We start from the raw sequence: 20,572 nt of genomic DNA, 5'->3' as shown, positions 1-20,572 counted from the left end.
TATGGCTACAGATATCAACCATATCAGAACAAATGTTATTCCATTTGGATATTATAAAAATAAAAATGGGAAGGAATTCTTCAGGTTTTCGCTTTGCATTGACCTAAATCCAGACATAGCAAGTGAGGCAACTCAACTAGAAGAGTTTATTAAAAATTTTGGCTCTAAATACTTAGGTTCTATAATAAATAATTTTAGGATTATTATAAACGGACAAGAAGTACCCAAATGTGATTTCTGTTTCAAAAATGAATTCCTGAGAAACGTTCCAACAATGTGGAATGAATTTCTGAAAGATGAGAATAACTTCGCCCGGAGGCTAAGAGTGGAAGAATTTATGCCAAAATATATGCCAAATCTAAACCTAAGTACAGAATCTGTCATTACATTTTTCGAAGGAAGTACACCCGAAAATCCAATACCCGATTCAACGATTTTAAGACAGGCAGCAATAAGTCAATATCAATCTCTTGTTTTAGAAAGAGATGATAAGAAATTTGAATCCGTGTTTGAGGAACAATATAAAGCACTTGAAGCATCAATAGCTGATATCGATGTAAAAATGCAAGGGATTCAAATGTTTTCAGAGGATTACAATTCTATGCAAAACAAAGTAACAATTAGTGAGGGTTCAAAAGGCAAACATCAATCTATTTTTGACTCAATAAATTGTATGCTAGATGTATGGTCGTATTTAGATTCAAACATTGTTCTACAAAGGCTATTTGGTAAAACAATAGATTTTGAAATGCCTAGAAAGGAATTTGAGGAACTAGTAAATGACATTTCTACATTTACGATTTCGTTTTCACCTAAGGAGGCAGTCCAAAATAGTCTCAACTGGGAGCACCTAAAAACACAATGCAATTATCATAAGAAGTATAGTATCATATTAGTCCAAGAATCTGCGACAATTGCTAACCTTCCGATAAAATTAGAAGCAAGGAATTATGATGTTGGTGGTAAATTAATAAGTTTAAAGGGTCTCAGAGAAAAGTATAAAGAGTTATTCAAACAACTTAATGACCCCACTAAAATGGAGTCAGAGAAATTCTTGCTAAGGAAAGAACTTATTAAAATAGACTCCTCTGTTTTAACACTGGGTATCAATATCTATGATAGTTCAAAAGAAACTTTGGCCAAAGTCGAAAGGGATGCGCTAATAGAAGCTAAGAAATTAAATATTGAACCAATAACAGATACAGTTTTTCTGAGCGATATTAGAAGGGGTTATAGAATAGCTGCTCAAAATAATAGTGAAGCATCTTCTAAATTAACACCTTTGGGCCAAAGGGTTTTGTCGCTAAAACATAACAAACTTCCATTTGCGCTGCCCGACGAATTTCAATTCCAACAAGTTTCCATTTCTGCTGATACCGGCACTCACGCATTAATCGAAGAAGGCGGTGTTCTTTCTAAGAAATTAATTACTGATCAAGCCATGCTAAATTGGTCAGGGGAAAATATCGGATATCCAAGTGTTTTTTCTAACGTAGAAAATGAAGAAAATTTTGAGCCATCAAGAGATGAAGGCTCTACGGATGATTCAACAAAATTTGTAATCGAGTATTTTAGTAGATTTTTATTTGAGAAATACACTATAACTGGAGTTGAGTATAAAAATAGGTCCAGGAGAAATGCACAAGACAAGTTAAATACAGATAGTAGTTTGGTGAACTTACTTTTTGAATATTCTTTTCCAAAGTCTGAGAGTGAAAAGGCAAATGGAAACAAAAAACTGGTTTTTGGTCGGGAATATGAAGTGATTCTTACACCTGAATATAAGAATGGATGGGCAGTTCCTTTTGAAACCTCTATTCAAATTAAGGAAGACACTTGTCATTTTCTGAACGTCAGTAAATTCACATTTAAGAGAAATGAACCGGTAAAGCCAATTGAGTTTCTATTGCAAGAACGATTAGTTGAAAATGATGGCAAAACGCCAATAAAGCTTAGGGAAGGTGAATCCTTACATAAAATGGTAATCAGAAATTTTAGTAACTTTGATGATGACAAAGTTTATAAAACAAAACAAACATCTATTCGTCACATTCTTCCCCCTGCTATTTCATTTCAACATTCCTTTTGGCATAACAAGATATTTGAAATGTCAACAAAGGAATCGTATAAGTGGTATTTAAAACATCATTTTCCCAAAAACATAAACACTCCTAAAAGAGATAACCACAACAATATCATTGATGGGAAATTTTATTCTACAGATGACATTGATGAAATAATTGAAGGCTCAACGACAATGAGGGAATTCTATCCCGATAAATGGTATATTCCAGATGCTTGGGAAAAACATGAAATAATAAACTACTTACCAGATCCGCTATCTATAGGTTTTAGATTTGAGTTTTATGAAGATAAAAGCCGTCTTTCAAAAGCCGTGCGTTATGAAAAGTATGAGCAATTGGAGTTTTACTTCAGTGGCAAATATCCTAGGATATGTACTTGGAAATTGATTCTTCAAGATTACAATATTGGAAGTGAGTTAATATCGGTTAACACCAATGAAGAGGAAATAATTATAAGAGTAGAGAAAGGAGATGAGCTTTTCGTTTCTGCTAGAACCATACTATCAGAAGATTATGAAAACCAATTAGAAACTTATGGTAATTACAATGACTTTATCCGTTATGGTAACAACGAATTGTTAACCCCACCCTTAGAATTCAGCCTTACTCATGCTACACAACGTCCTCTTGTCAGACCTAAGTTTAACAACATACTAAAATGTGATAAGAAACAGGATCAAACAATATTAGAGATAACGACTACTGCAAATATTGAACAAACAGGTATTTATTTAGATAAAGCTGGGATTGTTCGTTATTTAGAAGGAAATGTGCCTACTGGTACTTTGGAAGTATATGCAAAGTGGGAAGAATATGATGATAACCCCAAGCATGTTACTACAGATAACGGGACTCCCAATGACCCTATCAATCATATTGATAAATTACATTTCAAACACACTGACAAAGAATCCCCCGCAACATTTGAAGCAATTATAGACGTATCAAAACAAATTGATAAAATGGAAGCGACGTTAAATAAAATTGCCTCACACAGAAATGATTTTAAAAACTATGCAGTTGACCTTCAACTTTCTTATGATGTTAAGGAAACAAAGTTTATCGAAAAGTTTTTTTGGATAAAGAGCAAGTCAAAGTTTACTTCATACTACCCAAAATACTGGGGAACTATTGATGAGGATACCGTCAATGGCGAGGAGCAAAAATTGTTAAGGAAGGATTTTCATTTGTCGAAAGAAATATTCAACCGACTTTCTTCGGAAGCATTTTTAGTTCGAGTTTTAAGCAGTAAAAAACCGAATGCTCCTATTGTATCTGATAAAAATATTACTTTGGTTTCAGTAATTGAAGACAGAACATCTAATAAAACTATTCATAGGAAAGCATCAATGAATAGGTTGAGATTTTTCTTTGAACGAGGAAGGTTAACTTCTGGAAAAGGAGAACGTATCGGATTTGTTGTTAATGAACCTCAAGCTAAATACAATGATTATTTGATTACGAAGGATCTTGTTTCAATCGTGGGTAGAGATATAGTTTCCGATTCGCTTAAACCTTATGATGGCTTGTTTAGAAATGAAGACGTGCTATTAACTAAATCAAATTTTGTAGTTAATGACCCATATGATTTGAAAGATTTTGGAACTAATATGAAATCCGATGACTTGGAGAGTTTTAGTCCGAAATATGTAAAGGACTTAGGACTTATGTCCTATTTGCCCAAATTCGATAAGGAGCTAAGCCTGTGGTATGTGGATGTGGAAATGGATATTAATGATGACAAAGGTAGAGAGTTACATAGTCCTTTTCTAAGATTCTCAATTGTTCATTTTCAAGAAAATTCTTTCAATTATAATAATGATGAGGAAACAGATATTTCTAAGGATTGTAGACTTTCGGAAATAACTAAGTCAGGATATGTGTATATTTTACCAACAAGGAATATTAAACTGGAATATGGTCTAAAATCTATCGACGGATATAAAAAAGGATTTATTAAAGTTGGAATGTCTTACGATGAATCTTCTGTCAAAATAGGAAATTCGTCAATTAATAGTTCAAAATTTTATTTAGTCATTCGCCATAGATTGAAATCAGAAGCTAAATGGCATGTTTCCGATAAAGTTAAAGAAAAAGATGGTTCTGCATTTTTAAAGTTGGATAATAAGGTAGCAGAAATTGATTTTATCTTCTATAGAAATAATACAGATTATCAAGTTGTTATTATTGAAACAGAGGATTGGAACAATGATAACGATACAACTTTCGACAACTTAATTGAGAACAAGAATAGTAGAGTTGTCCATGTAAATACCTTTGAAATTAACAACAATATGTTATGAAAACTTCCAACAAAAGCATGCATATTTACAATTTGCAGTAACCAACGAGCAGGTCAAATATCGTGTAAGCTTCCCTAAAAACAGAGTGGTGATGAATTAGACAAATTTTCTAATTTTAATCTGCTATGAAACGAAACACATTAACAGAAAGTCAGATCGTCAAAATCCTCAAAGGCCTGGATTCTGGCAAACAGGCAAATGACGTCGCTCGGGAAAATGGCGTCTCTAAGGCGACATTGTACAATTGGCGTAAGAAGTACAGCGGTATGGGTGCTTCGGAACTTTCTGAATTGAAGGCACTCAAAGAGGAGAACCGCCGTCTGAAACACATGTATGCGGAATTAGCTCTTGATCACAGACTTGCAAAAGAGATTATCGAAAAAAAGCTTTAAAGCCTGCTCAGAAGTGGTTAATTGTTTCCGATATTTCGCAGGAAGCTGGATTCAGCATTGAGAGGGCGTGCAGAGTTTTGCGTTTAAGTACGGGTGTCTTTATTACAAACGGTCATGAACGACCTGCCTGTCATAGATATGTTTATGAGTTGGCGGAAGAACATCCGACTAGAGGTTTGATTGGTACTACGGTAATTTGAGAAACAGAGGCCTACCATGGAATCGCAAACGTGTGCTTCGACTATCGAAGTATGGATCTCAAATTAAGGCGTAAGCGAAAAAGACGCATTCTGAAAAGACCGAAACAGCCTTTAATTGAGGCTAATGCGTTGAATGAAACCTGGAGTATGGATTTTATCAGTGCTGCTCTTAGCTCTGGAAGACGCGTGCGAACATTAATAGTCGTGGATAGTGCTAGTAGAGAAGCACTTGCAGCGCATACAGACTATTCCATTTGTGCCGGTAAAAGTAATTCAGATTTTGCAGCAGTTTGAGTTGGAGCGCGGATTGCCGTTAGCGATAAGAACACATAATCGCCCGGAGTACATCACCAAGAAACTGGGCAAGTGGTGCAAAAAAAGCAGATTGAAAAAAAATTTAGTCAGCCAGGAAAGCCAATGCAGAACAGGTACAACGCAAGACTGAACAGAACCTGCCTAGAAGACATTCTATATGTTTACGTTTTTGATTCTCTGGAACAGCTACGCATTTAGTCGGATAAGCGGCTTGGCAATTACAACAGCCAGCATCCACACAGATCAATGAAGGGCCTAACCCCAAATGAAAAGTACAGACTGCTGAAAGAAAATGCCGTGACAAAAGGAGATTTAACTACTACCTCAACAATAATATCTAAATCGCGACCGCTCTAAAGATGGGAAGCCTACAACAAGCGGAGGAAAAGCAGCTTGCTTTTTGGACAGTGTATTCCGTCAAATTATAGAACCACCCAAATAATTATTTAATAATTGGTAATCAGGAAATTATAATCCAAAGGGGTATTTTAGTTAATCCTAGATTGATAAGAGCAGGGTTAAAAAGGTTGCAATTACACTACAGTGAAATACTCTCACCTATATTCATACAAAAGGTAAGGTTAAAGATAGCCCGTCGTCAACAGCGTGTATCGGCGTTAGTTAGTGTTTCTTACACCTTGTATAGTTACCTCGTCAACCTCTCGAAGATTTGACGCCTTGATACGTTACATGTGACGAAATTGAAACTTTCGAACCTCTTATCTTAGATATGCATGACGTTAAGAGTTGAAGGCTCGAATTGACAATAATATAAGAGTATGCTTTCTGCTGAAGCCCCCTTCTAAGACAAGTTTCCCTCAGGGTTAACTTCCTTAGCTTAACCATGACGTTGCCGCTTTTAGTGTTATTGTTATATTAGCGGGGCAAAAGTGCGATTTTCTGAATGCTCGATAAGGATTCACACTCTCGGACACCAACGATTCGAACCTAAAATACAGATGAAATCAACCCAATTTTTGCCTTTAGACAAGTATTTCATAACTTTGTAGAAAATCTGGTTTGTTATTAATTGATAATCAGCTAGTTATATAAGTTTTTGCGCGGCTTTTTGAGCTGATGTCGTGAATCGTGGAAGTTATTTTCAGGAGCTTGCAACTAACTGTTTTACAAGTAGTTAGCTACCGTGTTTCAGATCCTCTCTCTCTGCAGAAATCAATAACAAAACACATCAAAAGCCTGAAAATCAGCCATTTGCAGACTTTTTTTCTTTCGACGTTATGTCGAATTTTTCAAGCATTCCCAAAATGTTGTGAGCAATTCGGTGAGCAGTTGGAAGGAAAAAAAGTGCTTACCAAATTCCCCGTAACAGTTTGTCTATGAACCTGTTTACGGCCTAAATATCTTGATTTTGATAGGCTGCGATCATAATTTTAAATCACTTAAAATCTGATTGCCATGTTAACAAAAAGCTTCACTTTGCTCTTTTATCTTAAAAAGCGCAATAATTATGTCAAAGGTGAATTGCCGATCTAGATGAGATTGACAGTAGATGGCCAAAGGACTGAAATTAGTACCAAAAGGGAATGCGAGCCAGCAAAGTGGAACTCGTCAGCTGGAAGAAAGAATGATACCAGGGAAGATGTGAAGATTCTCGACGCATATTTGGACACCATCCAGTCAAAAGTTTATGAAGTGCACAGGCAGCTAATAGAGGCTGGACGACATATTACAGCCGAATCTGTAAAAAACATTCTTGTCGGAAGTGCGGTAAGGCCTAAAATGATTTTGGAGATTTTTCCAGGAGCACAATGACAAGATGTCGCAGTTGGTAGGTACGGACTTTGCTCCTGGTACATTGGAACGTTATAAGACGTCTTTTGAACATACCAAGGAATTTATAAAATATAAATACCGGACTGCCGATCTTGAAATCGACAAGCTCGATCGACTTGACCTCCCCCTGCAAACGAGACAGCTGAAAACAAGAGATTTTTGGTGGCAAAAACGGATCAAAAATGTAATTTGTCACTATGAAAAAGTCAAAATTCACTGAAGCGCAGATCGCTTTTGCACTCAGACAATCAGAGATAGGCACCCGGGTCGAGGAGATGTGCCGGCAACTGGGCATATCCCAAGCTACTTTTTTCAGCTGGAAGAAAAAATATGGCGGAATGGGTGTTGCTGAGCTGCGAAAACTGCGCCAGTTCGAGGAAGAAAACGCCCAACTAAAAAAGCTCGTGGCAGACCTAAGTCTGGACAAGCAAATGCTGCAGGACCTTATTAAAAAAAAAGTTGTGAAGTCTCCTTACAAGAAGGAAATGGCCAATTGGTTGGTATCCAATTATCGGGTCTCGATCCAAAGAGCTTGCCGCTGTGTGAAGTTAGTAAGAGCGATGTATTATTATAAGCGCCACCGCCGTGACGACACATTACTAGCAATGCGAATGAAAGAGATCGCGAATACGAGGGTTAGATACGGGTTTCGCCGGATCTTTGTGCTGTTGAAAAGAGAAGGATTCAGCGACAATCACAAACGAGTTTATCGTGTCTATAAGGCCTGTGGGCTGAATTTGCGAACTAAGAGACCAAGAAGGAGCCGTAGCGCTGAGCACCGATTGGAACGCTTGGACACCCAAGGAATAAATAAGGTGTGGAGCGGACGCCGCGCGGTATGGATTTTGTCCAGGATGCGCTCTTCAACGGTGAGCGGTTTCGAGTATTAACTGTAGTCGATAATTGTAGTAAAATTTGCCACGCGTTACTGGCTGGAAAATCGCTAAGAGGTATTGATGTTGTTGCTGAACTAAGCCGGATTTGCTTGGTTGAAGGCCGTTTTACGGAACGCATTCAATGCGATAATGGCAGTGAATTCATATCAAAAGAAATGGACTTATGGCTAAATTACCAGTTGTGGGGGGGGGGGGGGGGGGGGGGGGGGGGGGGCGCCGCACAACGGGGGGCTGTTTTTTGAAGAATGTTGTGCTGTGCAGGGCAAGTTTACTTGCCCTGCACAGCACAACTGGGTTGGAATTTTAATGCCGAACTTTAAAAGTTCCTATCTCAAACGCTAGTGAAGAGCTAATCAGTAATATTTTACCGATTAGCCCTTCACTAGGGCGATTATCCACCACTTGAATAGCAATCAGTATTATGTTACCGATCGGCATTGCTAATATTATCAGAAGAAATAAATCCTTTGATACTTTCATGAATCAGAAATATATTACTGATTCGGAACTATCACTTATTAGTATAACGTTATACACGAAAAAATCAGTAACATAATACCGATGGACAGACATGAATTAGGAAGTTTTCTTGCCATTCGCCGCCAGGATTTGGGTCTTAGGCAAGAAGATGTTGCCCAGATGGCAGGTATAACTTCCAAGACATTGTATACGATTGAACGTGGCAAGGGTAACCCTTCGCTTGACTCTTTTGAAAAATTGCTGGAAGTACTCGGCCTGAGCATTAATCTGAACATTAAAATGACAGGCAATGAAAGGATTGGTCTATAACAACGGGGAGCTAGCAGGCTATTTGCAAAAAGATTCGGGCGGTCAGTACAGCTTCGAGTATGAAGAGCTGTACTTTACAGATCCGCAAAAGAAGGCGATAAGCCTTACCCTTCCTAAAAGCCAGCGTGTGCATCTTTCAAAGGAGTTATTTGCGTTCTTTTTCGGGCTTTTGTCTGAGGGGGTAAACAAAGACATACAATGCCGTGCCCTGAAAATTGATGAAGACGATCATTTCCGGCGACTATTGGCGACGGCAGGTGAGGACACTATTGGCGCGATCACAGTAAAACCTGAGTAATATGCAATGCTCATCCTGTTACAAAGAGACCAAACAAGACTTCTGCTCAAAATGTAGCAAGGAGCTTTTTGATGGAGAAAAAATCTCCTGTGTGTTGAATTTCCCAGCACCGAAGGCTAACAATCTTGCCGAATTTCAAAAACATACAACCCGATTGTCCATCTCGGGCGTTCAGCTCAAATACTCGCTACGTCTGGAAAACAAAGAACTGGTAATGACCCAAAATGCGGGTGAGTATATTATTAAACCTGTTCTTGCTTCCACCCAGCTTGCTGCAATTAAAGATTCGCCAGAAAACGAGCACTTGACTATGCAAATTGCCCGGCAGCTATTCCGTTTACGTACGGCGGCAAACGGATTAATCTATTTCAGTGACGGCGAGCCGGCCTACATTACCCGAAGGTTTGATTTAAAGCCCGATCAAACCAAGTATCAACAGGAGGATTTTGCCCAGCTTTTAAACCGGACTAGTGTCTTACACGGGCAAAATTACAAGTACGATGCCACCTATGAAGAAATAGGTACGTTAATCAAAAAGCATGTCCCGGCAGCACTTCCCGCGCTTGAAGAACTCTTCAGGCATGTAGTCTTTAATTATGTAGTTGGCAACGGTGATGCTCATCTCAAGAATTTCTCGCTGATTCAGCTTCAAACAGGAGAATATCGGCTCACGCCTGCTTACGATCTGATGAGCACGAAATTACACACACCCTATGAGAACGATATCGCCTTAGAGCTATACGAAGACTGCCTGGACGCGCCATTTTATTCGGCCTACGGTTACTTCGGAAGGCCGGATTTCATTGAATTTGGGAAGCGCCTGGCAGTTACAGAGAAGAGGGCTTCAACCATACTTGAAAGTTACACTAACGCCCAGGAAAAGACAGTAGAGATGATCAAAAAGTCAGGCTTGTCACTGGAAAGCAAGAACAGCTACGTTTCAACCGTGAAAGACAGGCTTTTCCGGATCAGCGATATGACCAAAAAAGTCAGGCGAATATAAAATAAGTGGGAGCCGAACGAAGTAAAGCCCCCTGAGAAAGGGTGGTTTTACGATGTGATAAGAATGGATGGGGTGTCCGAGATTCGTTCACGCTTTAAAGATTACAAAACGCGAATTTGATCTGCATGCTTTATCGGGCAAAGAGATAAAAATGGATATGGCTAATCTGGCCTTGGCTCTTGACAAGAATACATCACCAAATGTTTTTGCTGATTTGAACTAATATGATGACCTATCCCTAACAATCAACAAATGGTTTATCTGCTAAATTGAATTTAAAGCGCGCAGCGATACTGAGAATATTATTGAGTCACCGGCTATGGAAATCAAGTCATCTGGCTATGTAAGAAAGACTGCTGATGAGGTACTTTGCAAGTTAACCGTCGATCAATTGGCTCTTTTTTTCAAAGCCGCGGACCTGTCAAATATTATAACAGCGCGATCCTTATCGGCAATTTTTAAATTAGTGGCTCCCTATCTTTCCACGCCACATCGCTCAGACATCTCCCACAGTAGTCTTAGGGTGAAAAGCTATTCGGTTGAGGGACAAGATAAATCCTTGCTGATTGACAGAATGATCAGATTGACTGAGCAAATCAAGGATCTATGATTGAGGCAGTCAATGCTTATGGCTGATCGCACAATTAAGGTAATCCCATTGAACAATTTCAAATCGATGGCATAGCTTATTAGTCTCAGTTAATTATCTATATTTAGTAAACACTATATCGAAATGGGAATAAAGACAGGACCTAAAAAAATTGCCAAGTCAACGGAAGAGCCAGCAAGCGTCAACGGGACAATAAGGAATCTCCAGGTAATACGCCTTCCTTGAAACCGCACAAACCCAAAAAGGACGATTAGCTATTTTCAAAGGCTTGAAAATTACCGCACGCAGTTATCGTCAGGCTAGGATCATTAAAGATAATTATGTTCATTTCCCAGTATTTTTACGCCTACTGAAAAATATAGCTCAGTGCTTTCAATCACAATATCGTCCCCGGATAACATCTTATAACGATCTCTGAGGTTTGCAAGCCCGCTTCCTGTAGACGGTTCGATCGTTTTCTTCTGCTGCCGGTTGTTACGCACAATCATATAGTCGTCTTTCCTTTTGATCGAAATAATGAGCGGGTGCTGCTTGGTGAGTTCGTTATGTTTTATTGCATTTTCCAATAAAGCCTGCAAAGCAAGAAAAGCAAGCGTGTGTGTGAGGCACTCGTCTGGCGCATCGATGTCGACCTCATATTCCAATGCTTCACCGAAGCGGATCCGTTGCATCTCCATATAATCGTTGCACAATTTCAATTCCTCTTTTACGGTTGCAAGGCCGGATTTATTGCGGACAATGGATGCTCTTAAAAAATCGGAAAGCCTGATCAGATAAGCTTCTGCGGTATCAGGGTGCTTTTTGATCAGCGAGTTTAATTTGTTTAAAGCGTTGAACAGAAAGTGAGGCTGGATCTGCTGGCGCAACAACTGGTTTGTCGTCTCGGTATTTATGGCCTGCAGTTTCAGTAATTCCAGTTCGATCCTGTTTTTCTCATACTGGTGAACTATAAAATCCTGGATCAGGTATATAAATGCATAAATGATAAGGCTGATATAGGGCACATACACATATGCGCGCCAGCCCTGCATTCTTTCCAAGATGTTATTGTCGGGCGGGTTCGATAAATGCCCCGGCTCTGAAGGTAAAGATCGATATTGTGAAAAACAGTGAAAATGACAATGGTGATGATGTAGCCGGTTACAAATGTTTTGGCCGCGATCTTTTCCGTAGCATTTTCTCTTAGGTTTTTATAAGAAATTAATGTGCCGATGTTGGCTAAAAAAGTAAGCGAGAAAAGTGCCAGCATCACAAAAGCCCTAGACAAAATAGATCGTATATTGGACGCGTTGGTCGTTCCTACAAGAAGCGAAACAAGCATAAAGAACAAAAGCAGTCTCCCACTTTGCCTGATCAGATGTTTTACCGGTAACTTATGATGCATAACATTTCAACTTTTTGCTTTTAAGGAATCGCCACCTTACTAATCCTCTATAATTACATATTCAGCGTCGGTGGTGTTTCTGGGATTACACAGATACGCTCAGAGGCATCCTTGGCTAGTGCTTTTACTTTTTTCAAAACACTAGAAGGCTATGCTGATCATGCCGACAAAACTAAAGGACAATCCCGTAGGGTTAACCAGCGACATACTCACGATCATCGGCTGAGCGGCAAGTGCCTGCGACAACGCAATGCCAACGGCGCTGATCATCGCCAGTAAAAGCCAGTTTCCTACTCCGGCATCTTTCATTCCATAAGCAAATATCAACACCTGGATTAATCTCACCAGCAATTGAATGCAAAGAGTGCAATGACAAAGCGGTAGGAGCGAGTTAAAGAACAGATAAATAACTGAGGCCATTGTGATCCCACCTCCCGCAATGTGCAGGCTTTTACTCTTGACCTGATTGTTGATATAAAAAACAACTCAGACAAGCTTAATATGATGGTGGTAATACTGAAAAAAGTGACCATCATGTAGGCAGCCTTGGGGATATTCAGGATATACATCCCATCAAGACCAATAAATACCGATAACCATCGGCACATGCCAGTGTTTGGTAGTAGATCTTGAGTAAACGGTAGGCTGCTAATTATTCAGGTACATCGTAACTTACTGCTTTCGCCCGGCTCACTTTCACCTGCGGTCTTGCCGGCAGCATTGACTATTTTACTGGCTAAGCAGAGGCCGATGCCGTTAAAATCCCTGCATTCCATGTGTGCCGGAGCCATTAATATTGCCCTCCCTGCATAAATAGGTATTTATCAACCGTACGCTGTGGAACTCTATTTTTGAAAGCTTGTGTCGTAATACGGTGCAAGATGCGAATGCATAGCTTTGCGGAAATCGTCGGCTGTGCCGTCCCTCAGTACGGTGAACAAATCGTAATGCGAACTGGTGTTCTGGATTTCGGTGTGCGCTCCTCTTTCAAAATAGTTTAAAAAAACGTGGTCGAAAACAGGGAGGAGTAAAATCTGAAAGCGCTTAAAGGTATCGTTCCCGGTCATTTCATACAGCTTGCTGTGAAATTCCACCTCGTCTTCCTTGGTCAGGGATTTTAGTCCTTTTTGTTTGAGAACAATAGCTTCCAGATCCTTAAGGTCCTTTTCTGTCTTGCGGGCAAAAAGAAATTCCGAAATTCCCATTTCCAGGATCAGCCTTAATTCAAAGATGTCTTTCATATTTCCCTTGCTCAGAATAGAAGGGTTCATCACCTTTTCAATGCCTGCAAGCAGATCCGGCTGAGACATGACCATCCCACGCCGCGTTCTGGTTTCGACCATTCCTAGCATCCGCAGGCGGCTCAACGCCTCACGTACAACATTTCTGCTAACATTCAGTTTCTGAGCGATTTCCGTTTCGTTTGGTAGTGAGTCGCCAGGCTTAAAGCCGTTTTCAGTGAGATACTCCCGGAGGATATTTTCTACGCGGTCTGTCATCGACAGGCTTTCCATGGGCTCCAGTGTGTTCGCTTTGGTAATCATTCTGTAGGTTTTTTCACAAATGTAACGTAAAGATTTTGGTTGGATAAATAGGATAATAAATTTTTGTACAAACTATTTTATATTTAAATTCTATCAATACATTTGTAGTACAAATAAACATCAATAGAAAATTTTACGCTTTTGCCATTATTAAGTACAAAACACCCATGGTTTAAACTTCTATTTACATGAAAACAAGCAATAAGTGCTTTTTGCCATTTCTTCTTCTATTCTTATCTGCTGCTTCTTTTTTTACGGTAAACGCGCAGCAACAGATCATCAGAGGAACGGTTAGTTCTGCCGTGGACGGCGTCCCGATGCCTTTTGTAACGGTTATAGTGAAGGGGACCCAGAACGGTATTAATACAGATGCAAACGGAAAGTACGAGATCCGTGCAGCCGCTGGCCAAAGTCTGATATTTAGTTTTATCGGCTACAAGACTCAGGAAATTGCCGTCGGCAGCCAGACTGAGCTGAACGTTACGCTTGAAGAAGACGCTACCACGCTGAACGAAGTAGTAGCAATTGGCTATGGTTCCCAATCGCGTGAACAAACAACCACTGCCATCTCCAAGCTGGACAACCGGGTACTTGATAATGTGCCGTTTGCGAACGCAGCATCGGCTTTGCAGGGTACTATTTCGGGGGTGCGGGTGCAATCCACCAGCGGCCAGCCGGGTGCGGCGCCGAGAGTGATCGTGCGCGGAGGGACTTCCATCAACAATCCCAACGGCGCGGCGCCCCTGTACATAGTTGACGGTGTGATCCGAGACAACATCAATGACCTGAATCCCTCCGATATCGAATCGATGCAGGTACTGAAAGATGCGGCTTCTACGGCTATTTACGGTGCCAGGGGATCAAACGGGGTTGTGATCGTAACAACCAAATCGGGAAGATCGGGAAAAGCAAGGATTTCCTATTCCTACGACCTGACACAATCCAGCGCGGCAAAAAAATACGATCTGTTGTCGGCCAGGGATTTTATATACTTTCAAAGACTGGGTATTGCAGCCAGCGCAGCCAAAGATCCTGCCCAGAACAGCTTGCTTACACAGCCGGGAAGTGGCGGCACGGGCAATGACCTTTCGGACAAAACACCCTTCACCACCCAATTCCTGACACCGGAAAACGAGCACAAATTACAGGAAGGCTGGGAAAGTATGCGCGATCCGCTCGATCCTTCCAAGACGATCATCTTCAAAGATACCGATTTCCAGGAGCTTCTTTTCAAGACAGGTATTTCGCATAACCATGCCTTGTCTATTGCAGGTGGTACCGAAAAAGCCACTTTCAGCGCAGGATTGGGTTATCTCAAAAGCGAGGGGATCGCTATTGCTTCCGATTTCCGGAGACTTACGCTGAATCTAAACTCGGAACTTGCTGTGCGGAATAATGTGAAGGTTTTTGGAAGGCTGATGTATTCCAATTCGGCCAGTAAGGAACCCTATCAGAGCACCAATCTTTTCGGCAGGTCCAGCGGCTTGCCGCCAACAGCAAAGTACCAGTTTGAAGACGGTACCCTGGCACCGGGCATCAACCTCTCGATCGGTAACCCAGAGTACATTGTGAGTGTGCAAAAAGGGAAAAACAGCAACGACAAATCAACGATGGTGGTGGGAACCAACTGGAATATCCTGCCGGAGTTGTTATTGACGGTTCAGGGATCGTTGTACCGGGAAACTGCCGACAGCCGGTCTTTTCTGAAAGCTTACCTCAACGGTCCGGGCAACCTTGTGAATTCAAGGGATGCAGCAGGTGCTTATTCTAAAAGGATTCAGTACCAAACGGATGCGACGCTTTCTTATTCAAAATCCTTCAACAATGTCCATGCAGTGGATGCAATGCTGGGATTTTCATATTATGACAGGGTCTTTTCAACCCTTACTGCTAACGGCCGCGGCGCAGCATCTGACCTCATCCCGACTTTAAATTCCTCTGCCATACCACAGGCGGTAGGTGGTACGGAAGCGAGACAGGTCATCGCCGGTTACTTTGGTCGTGTAAACTATAATTTTGATCAGAAGTATCTTTTGTCGGTGACAAGCCGCTATGACGGAGCATCCAATCTTGGAGCAAATTACAAATGGGGCTTCTTTCCGGGGATATCCGCGGGCTGGAACGTCCACAAAGAAAAATTCTGGCAGGGACTTCCCGATGGTCTTTTGTCGCTGAAACTCCGCACAAGTTATGGTGTCAACGGGAATATTAGTCAGCTCGGTGATTACCAGGCACAGGGACAGTATAGTGTAGGGAGCACTTATGCAGGGTTGGCCGCTATCCAGAACACGTCGCTGGCAAACCAGCAACTGAAATGGGAACAATCCAAGACATTCGACGTTGGTGTGGATATCGGCTTGTTCAACAATCGTATATCCATCCTCGTTGACCGGTACCGAAGAGTGACAGACAATTTGATTACCAGTCTTGCACTACCGCATTCAACCGGTTTCGAAAGCATACTCACCAACCTGGGAAGCCTGGAAAACAAGGGTATTGAAGTAGAATTGTCGGCACGGATAACAAATAGCGAATCTGCGTTTAGCTGGGATGTATCAATGAATGCCGCAAAAGTAAAAAACAAGATACTGTCGCTGCCCTATAATGGTACCGAGAACAACAGGATCGGCGGGATATATGTGTGGGATGCGGCCAGGGGAGACTATGCCTGGATGGGCGGCTTACAGGAAGGCGGAAGAGTAGGAGATATGTATGCATACAAGCAGATGGGAATTTACGCTACCGATGAAGCTGCCGCAGCCGGTCCGGTGGACATGGTCGTGCCAGGTGCCGATAAAACAAAATATGGCGGTGATGTAAATTGGCTGGACGCGGATGGCAACAATATCATAGACGAGAAAGACAGGATTTATGTAGGAAATGTTTATCCGACCTGGACCGGCGGTCTTACCAACTCTTTGGGCTATAAAGGATTCAGTTTCCTGGTTCGCCTCGACTTTACCACCGGGCATACGATCGATCACTACACCAGAGGAACATTCCTTGGGCAGTACCACGGGGACAACGGGCTCTCGAGCGATTTGCTCAGATCATGGCAGAACCAGGGTGATGTTACCGACATACCGAGATTTTACTGGGCCGACCAGCAGGTGCGAAGTAATCTTTTCAGGGGAAACTCAACACTGTATGAAAAAGGTGATTTCCTCGCCGTGAGAGAAGCGACGCTGAGCTATACTGTACCAGGCAAAGTCCTGCAAAAACTGAAAATCGCAAGCCTGAGGTTTAATGTGACGGGCAATAACCTGCACTATTTCACCAATTTCACAGGCCTTAACCCCGAAGACGGTGACCGCGACAACGGACGTTATCCTATTCCCCGCAATATCATTTTTGGACTTAATGCTTCCTTTTAATTACAAGTGAACTTTGGAACTATGAAAAAGATCAATCTAAAGATTATCCTGCTTGCTTTGATTTTATCGGGCATTTCGTGTACGGAAAAGCTGAATCTTAATCCGGTCAGCCAGATATCCAATGCTACTTTCTGGAATACTGAAGACGACGCTAACGGTGCCTTGTATGGCATGTACGTACGGCTCCGGGATCAGACAGCCTCGAATTATTTTATTTGGGGCGAAGCCCGGAGCGAAACCATGGCGCGCAGCCCGGGCGGCGCGGACGGAAAGGATGTGTACTACGAAAACCGGATTACGTCCATCAACTCAGGGCCCACCTGGCAGGGGTTGTACAGGATTGTCCATGATGCCAACCTGATCCTGAAATATGTGCCGGGCATCACTTTTACGTCCGAAGCCAACAGGAATAAAATACTGGCACAGGCGCATACCATGCGCGCTTTCGTATATTTCGTATTGGTCCGCACGTGGGGAGAAGTGCCCATGGTGACAGAGCCGACCGAAGGCTACACGGCCGAGGCAATTCAGAAAGAAAGGGCAAAAAAAGAAGACATATTTTCGCTGATCAAAAGCGACATAGCCGAGGCTGAGAAACTTTTTCCCAATAACAGTTTTGGCACCGGCAGGTACTTATGGTCGCAACCCGCATTGTATGCGCTGAAAGCGGACGTGTTCTTATGGACTGCAAAAAAATTGAACGGCGGACAGGCGGATTTTGAAGCAGCACTGAATGCGCTCAATGAAGTGGAGAAAAGCGACGTCGCACTGCTGGATAATTTTGGCCGCATTTTCGATTTTGACAATAAAGGGAACAAAGAGGTGGTCATGGCTGTGAGGTATCAGGATATCGAAGCGCCTGAAAACGAGTACCGCAATATGTACTCGTATCCTAACCTGACGCCCACAAATATCGACCAGGAAACAAAGGATGTGCTGGGTGTGCTAGTTGGCTCCTATTCGGTATGGTCTCCCTCGGCCACTGTAAGAAGCCAGTTCACAGCTGACGATCAGCGTAAAAATGCTTCATTTATAGAGATTTACACCAATGAAGCCAATGGTACGAAAGCCTATTACAGCTCGGTAGTCTATAAGTTCAACGGGGTGGTGATCTCCGGTGTCAGAAAATTTATCGACGATATTATCCTTTACCGGTATGCCGACGTGCTGCTCATGAAGGCTGAGGCGAAGAATGGCCTTGGACAGGATCCTTCACCGGAGATCAACAAAGTGCGCCAGCGTGCTTACGGTAGCAGTTTCGCGAAGCACACTTATGTCAATGATACTAAAGTGAAAAATGATGAGGTGATCCTCAAGGAAAGGCTGCTGGAGCTTGCCTTTGAAGGTAAACGCTGGTGGGATCTGGCCCGTTTTGATAAGGCTTTTGAGCTGGTACCATCATTGAAAACACAGGCGGGCAAAAATTACCTGATGCTATTCCCGATATCTGAAGCAACTCTTAGCCTTGAACCCAAAGTGGTTCAAAACGAAGGGTATAAGTGATCTAAACCTGTAATAACCCTTAACCGACCCATTTTTTTATGAAAAACCTAACAGTAAGTAAAAGAGGAGCTGCAAAGAATAACCGCAGGGATTTTCTACGGAAAGGCCTGCTGGCAACATCTTCGCTCGCATTGTCGCCACTCGTTTCATCTGCTGAAACGGCAGGACCTTCTGCCAAACCAGCAGTTTGCCTCGATTACGGGAAATCATTTATATGCAATACCGGAGATATGAACTCGGTAAGGATGTGGATTGAGAGCCGCACGATCATTACGGACCTGAAAACAGGCAAGTCGACGGTTTACTACCAGGGCGGTGCATGTAAAAGTGAAGATACTTTTGCTGTTAAAAACCTCTTTTACAAAGACAATTACGACTTTACGCCCATTTTCGGCGATGAGAAAGTGCTGGTTTTCAGAAGGCACGTGAATGCACGGAAAAGCTACAGAAGCATCAAAACCATGGCCGGAATGTGGGGTGCAGACCCGATCATCCGGCTTCCGGCTGCCCCTGTGATCACTGAACTGGACACTTGGGAAAAAATCCAGAAAGCGACCATTTCCGGAGTGCCGATCGTCACGCAGACAGAAATTCGTAATGAGGAAACCGGGCTGAGCGCGGTTATAGAGTGTCCCTGCAAAACGATCAATATCAACAATGCCAAAAAGCTTTACCAGACAGATACCGGCCCGGTAGTACTGCCCGACCTGACCAAAAAATACGATGAGCCTATGGATTCGCTTCGTTTGGCATACATCGCATTCAATGTCCCTGATTTCGCCGATTTCGTTGTGGAAGTCCCGACGCCTGTGATGGAAAACGGAAAGGAGGTTGCGAGCGTCTACCACTTCTCTGAATTGCAGACATTTACCACGAAAAACAAATTGTTCGCATTAGGTAAAATCTAGTATCACCGATTCAATGGACCAAATCGTAAACGAATGACCGGAAATCATCTGCATATCGTACAAAAACCGAAAGCCGAAAGCCGACTGCTCCTCGCTTTCCTGCTCTTTTTGTGCCTCCGTGTTCATGGTCAAAATGATGCAGCAGGGAAATACACCGTTTTGGATATCCAGTCCGGGAGCAACAATCCCAGAAACAGCGAGGGCGATTTTATTACGCTGAAAGACCGCCGGCTGCTGTTTGTATATTCTAAATATACAGGTTCCTCCGACAGCGACTTTGCCCCAGCGGATCTCGCAGGGCGTTATTCATCGGACGAAGGCAAAACCTGGACAACATCCGACCAGATTATCGTGAAGAACGACGCGCAGATGAATATCATGTCAGTTTCCCTGCTGCGGCTTGCGAACGGGCAGATTGGCATGTTTTATCTCCGAAAAAATTCGGTGGACGATTGTGTCCCGATGATGCGGATCTCGCGAGACGAGGGTAAAACCTGGGGAGTTCCCAAGTCATGCATCACCGACCGGAAAGGATATTTTGTATTAAATAACAGCCGCGTCCGGCAGCTGAGATCCGGGCGGATACTGATTCCTGTTTCTCTGCACAAAACGCCTGATACTAAATGGAACAACCGGGGTGTGCTGCGCTGCTATTATTCCGATGACGACGGTAAAAGCTGGAAATCGGGAAAAGCAGTGCCGAATCCCGACAGCGTTATCACGCAGGAGCCCGGGATAGTTGCGCTCAAAGACGGCAGCCTGCTCATGAACATCCGTGCAAATGGCGGATTTCAGTACTATTCTACTTCGGAAGACCAAGGTGAAAGCTGGTCGCCGGTAACGTCTGGCCCCATACCGTCACCTGTCTCGCCCGCGTCCATTTCGCGCATTCCGTCTACCGGTGACCTTATCCTAGTGTGGAATGATAACGGCGCGAAAGGAGAAGGTTATTTCAAAGGAAAGCGTACGCCGCTGACACTGGCTATTTCGAAAGATGAAGGTAAAAGCTGGCAGCATTTGAAAAACCTGGAAAACGATCCCGAAGGTACATTCTGCTATACCGCCATTCATTTTACTAAAGACAGTGTATTGATCGGATATAGCATGGGACCGGGCCTCGACCAGGCCCGTATTGCACGGATCGGGCTGAAGGAGATTTATAACTAAACCTTTTA

General features: G+C 42.5%; 16 protein-coding genes. 13 read left to right on the top strand and 3 right to left on the bottom strand.

Translation table 11 applies throughout. The annotated features are described in order from the left end of the window. Position 1 precedes the first annotated feature (1 nt). From LZG74_RS11245 to LZG74_RS11215, 9 genes are all read left to right on the top strand, one after another. On the top strand, positions 2 to 4,387 hold the full coding sequence (locus LZG74_RS11245) for a hypothetical protein (RefSeq protein ID WP_233796679.1): 4,386 nt from the start codon (positions 2 to 4) through the stop codon (positions 4,385 to 4,387). A gap of 125 nt (positions 4,388 to 4,512) precedes the next feature. Beyond that, positions 4,513 to 4,779, top strand: coding sequence for a transposase (locus LZG74_RS11240; protein WP_233796678.1), 267 nt, complete (start codon positions 4,513 to 4,515; stop codon positions 4,777 to 4,779). Between the two features lie 566 nt (positions 4,780 to 5,345). Continuing rightward, a complete protein-coding gene (locus tag LZG74_RS26520; RefSeq protein WP_409014469.1) occupies positions 5,346 to 5,492 on the top strand; it encodes an integrase core domain-containing protein in 147 nt (48 codons plus the stop codon). Between the two features lie 1,296 nt (positions 5,493 to 6,788). Then, positions 6,789 to 7,067, top strand: coding sequence for an Arm DNA-binding domain-containing protein (locus LZG74_RS11235; RefSeq protein WP_233796677.1), 279 nt, complete (start codon positions 6,789 to 6,791; stop codon positions 7,065 to 7,067). Between the two features lie 218 nt (positions 7,068 to 7,285). Then, positions 7,286 to 7,978, top strand: a complete 693-nt coding sequence (locus tag LZG74_RS11230) for a transposase (protein ID WP_233796676.1) — start codon at positions 7,286 to 7,288, stop codon at positions 7,976 to 7,978. Beyond that, positions 7,927 to 8,226, top strand: coding sequence for a transposase family protein (locus LZG74_RS26515; RefSeq protein ID WP_409014468.1), 300 nt, complete (start codon positions 7,927 to 7,929; stop codon positions 8,224 to 8,226). Before LZG74_RS11230 ends, LZG74_RS26515 begins: the two co-directional genes overlap by 52 nt. A 319-nt stretch (positions 8,227 to 8,545) precedes the next feature. Then, positions 8,546 to 8,773 carry a helix-turn-helix domain-containing protein gene (locus tag LZG74_RS11225; RefSeq protein WP_233796675.1) on the top strand — a complete coding sequence of 76 codons (228 nt, stop codon included), beginning with the start codon at positions 8,546 to 8,548 and terminating at the stop codon, positions 8,771 to 8,773. Further along, positions 8,754 to 9,071 carry a HipA N-terminal domain-containing protein gene (locus LZG74_RS11220; protein WP_233796674.1) on the top strand — a complete coding sequence of 106 codons (318 nt, stop codon included), beginning with the start codon at positions 8,754 to 8,756 and terminating at the stop codon, positions 9,069 to 9,071. The genes LZG74_RS11225 and LZG74_RS11220 overlap by 20 nt, the downstream gene beginning before the upstream one ends. A 1-nt stretch (position 9,072) precedes the next feature. Beyond that, positions 9,073 to 10,074, top strand: coding sequence for a type II toxin-antitoxin system HipA family toxin (locus LZG74_RS11215; protein ID WP_233796673.1), 1,002 nt, complete (start codon positions 9,073 to 9,075; stop codon positions 10,072 to 10,074). 918 nt (positions 10,075 to 10,992) lie between these two features. Here LZG74_RS11215 and LZG74_RS11210 read toward each other — a convergent pair. The 3 genes from LZG74_RS11210 to LZG74_RS11200 form a co-directional block, all read right to left on the bottom strand. Next, a complete protein-coding gene (locus LZG74_RS11210; protein ID WP_233796766.1) occupies positions 10,993 to 11,715 on the bottom strand; it encodes a sensor histidine kinase in 723 nt (240 codons plus the stop codon). Between the two features lie 494 nt (positions 11,716 to 12,209). Beyond that, positions 12,210 to 12,377 carry a hypothetical protein gene (locus tag LZG74_RS11205; RefSeq protein WP_233796672.1) on the bottom strand — a complete coding sequence of 56 codons (168 nt, stop codon included), beginning with the start codon at positions 12,375 to 12,377 and terminating at the stop codon, positions 12,210 to 12,212. A 536-nt stretch (positions 12,378 to 12,913) separates the two neighbouring features. Continuing rightward, positions 12,914 to 13,612, bottom strand: a complete 699-nt coding sequence (locus tag LZG74_RS11200; RefSeq protein WP_233796671.1) for a FadR/GntR family transcriptional regulator — start codon at positions 13,610 to 13,612, stop codon at positions 12,914 to 12,916. Positions 13,613 to 13,800: 188 nt separating this feature from the next. On the opposite strand from LZG74_RS11200, the gene LZG74_RS11195 reads away from it, so the two are divergent. Genes LZG74_RS11195 through LZG74_RS11180 form a run of 4 tightly spaced genes read left to right on the top strand, consistent with a single transcriptional unit; the run spans position 13,801 to position 20,564 of the window. Next, positions 13,801 to 16,986: a TonB-dependent receptor gene (locus LZG74_RS11195; protein ID WP_233796670.1), complete on the top strand. Its 3,186-nt coding sequence runs from the start codon at positions 13,801 to 13,803 to the stop codon at positions 16,984 to 16,986. Between the two features lie 21 nt (positions 16,987 to 17,007). Then, positions 17,008 to 18,489, top strand: coding sequence for a RagB/SusD family nutrient uptake outer membrane protein (locus LZG74_RS11190; protein ID WP_233796669.1), 1,482 nt, complete (start codon positions 17,008 to 17,010; stop codon positions 18,487 to 18,489). A gap of 38 nt (positions 18,490 to 18,527) precedes the next feature. Further along, the gene (locus LZG74_RS11185) at positions 18,528 to 19,397 is read left to right on the top strand and encodes a hypothetical protein (protein WP_233796668.1); all 870 of its coding nucleotides are present in this window, start codon (positions 18,528 to 18,530) and stop codon (positions 19,395 to 19,397) included. Between the two features lie 33 nt (positions 19,398 to 19,430). Beyond that, the gene (locus tag LZG74_RS11180; RefSeq protein ID WP_233796667.1) at positions 19,431 to 20,564 is read left to right on the top strand and encodes a sialidase family protein; all 1,134 of its coding nucleotides are present in this window, start codon (positions 19,431 to 19,433) and stop codon (positions 20,562 to 20,564) included. Positions 20,565 to 20,572 lie beyond the last annotated feature (8 nt).

The sequence above is a fragment of the Dyadobacter sp. CY327 genome (assembly GCF_021390415.1).
In the GTDB taxonomy this organism is placed as follows: domain Bacteria; phylum Bacteroidota; class Bacteroidia; order Cytophagales; family Spirosomataceae; genus Dyadobacter; species Dyadobacter chenhuakuii.
The sequence above is the reverse complement of the archived record's forward strand: the minus strand, read 5'-3'. Positions and strand labels throughout refer to the sequence as shown.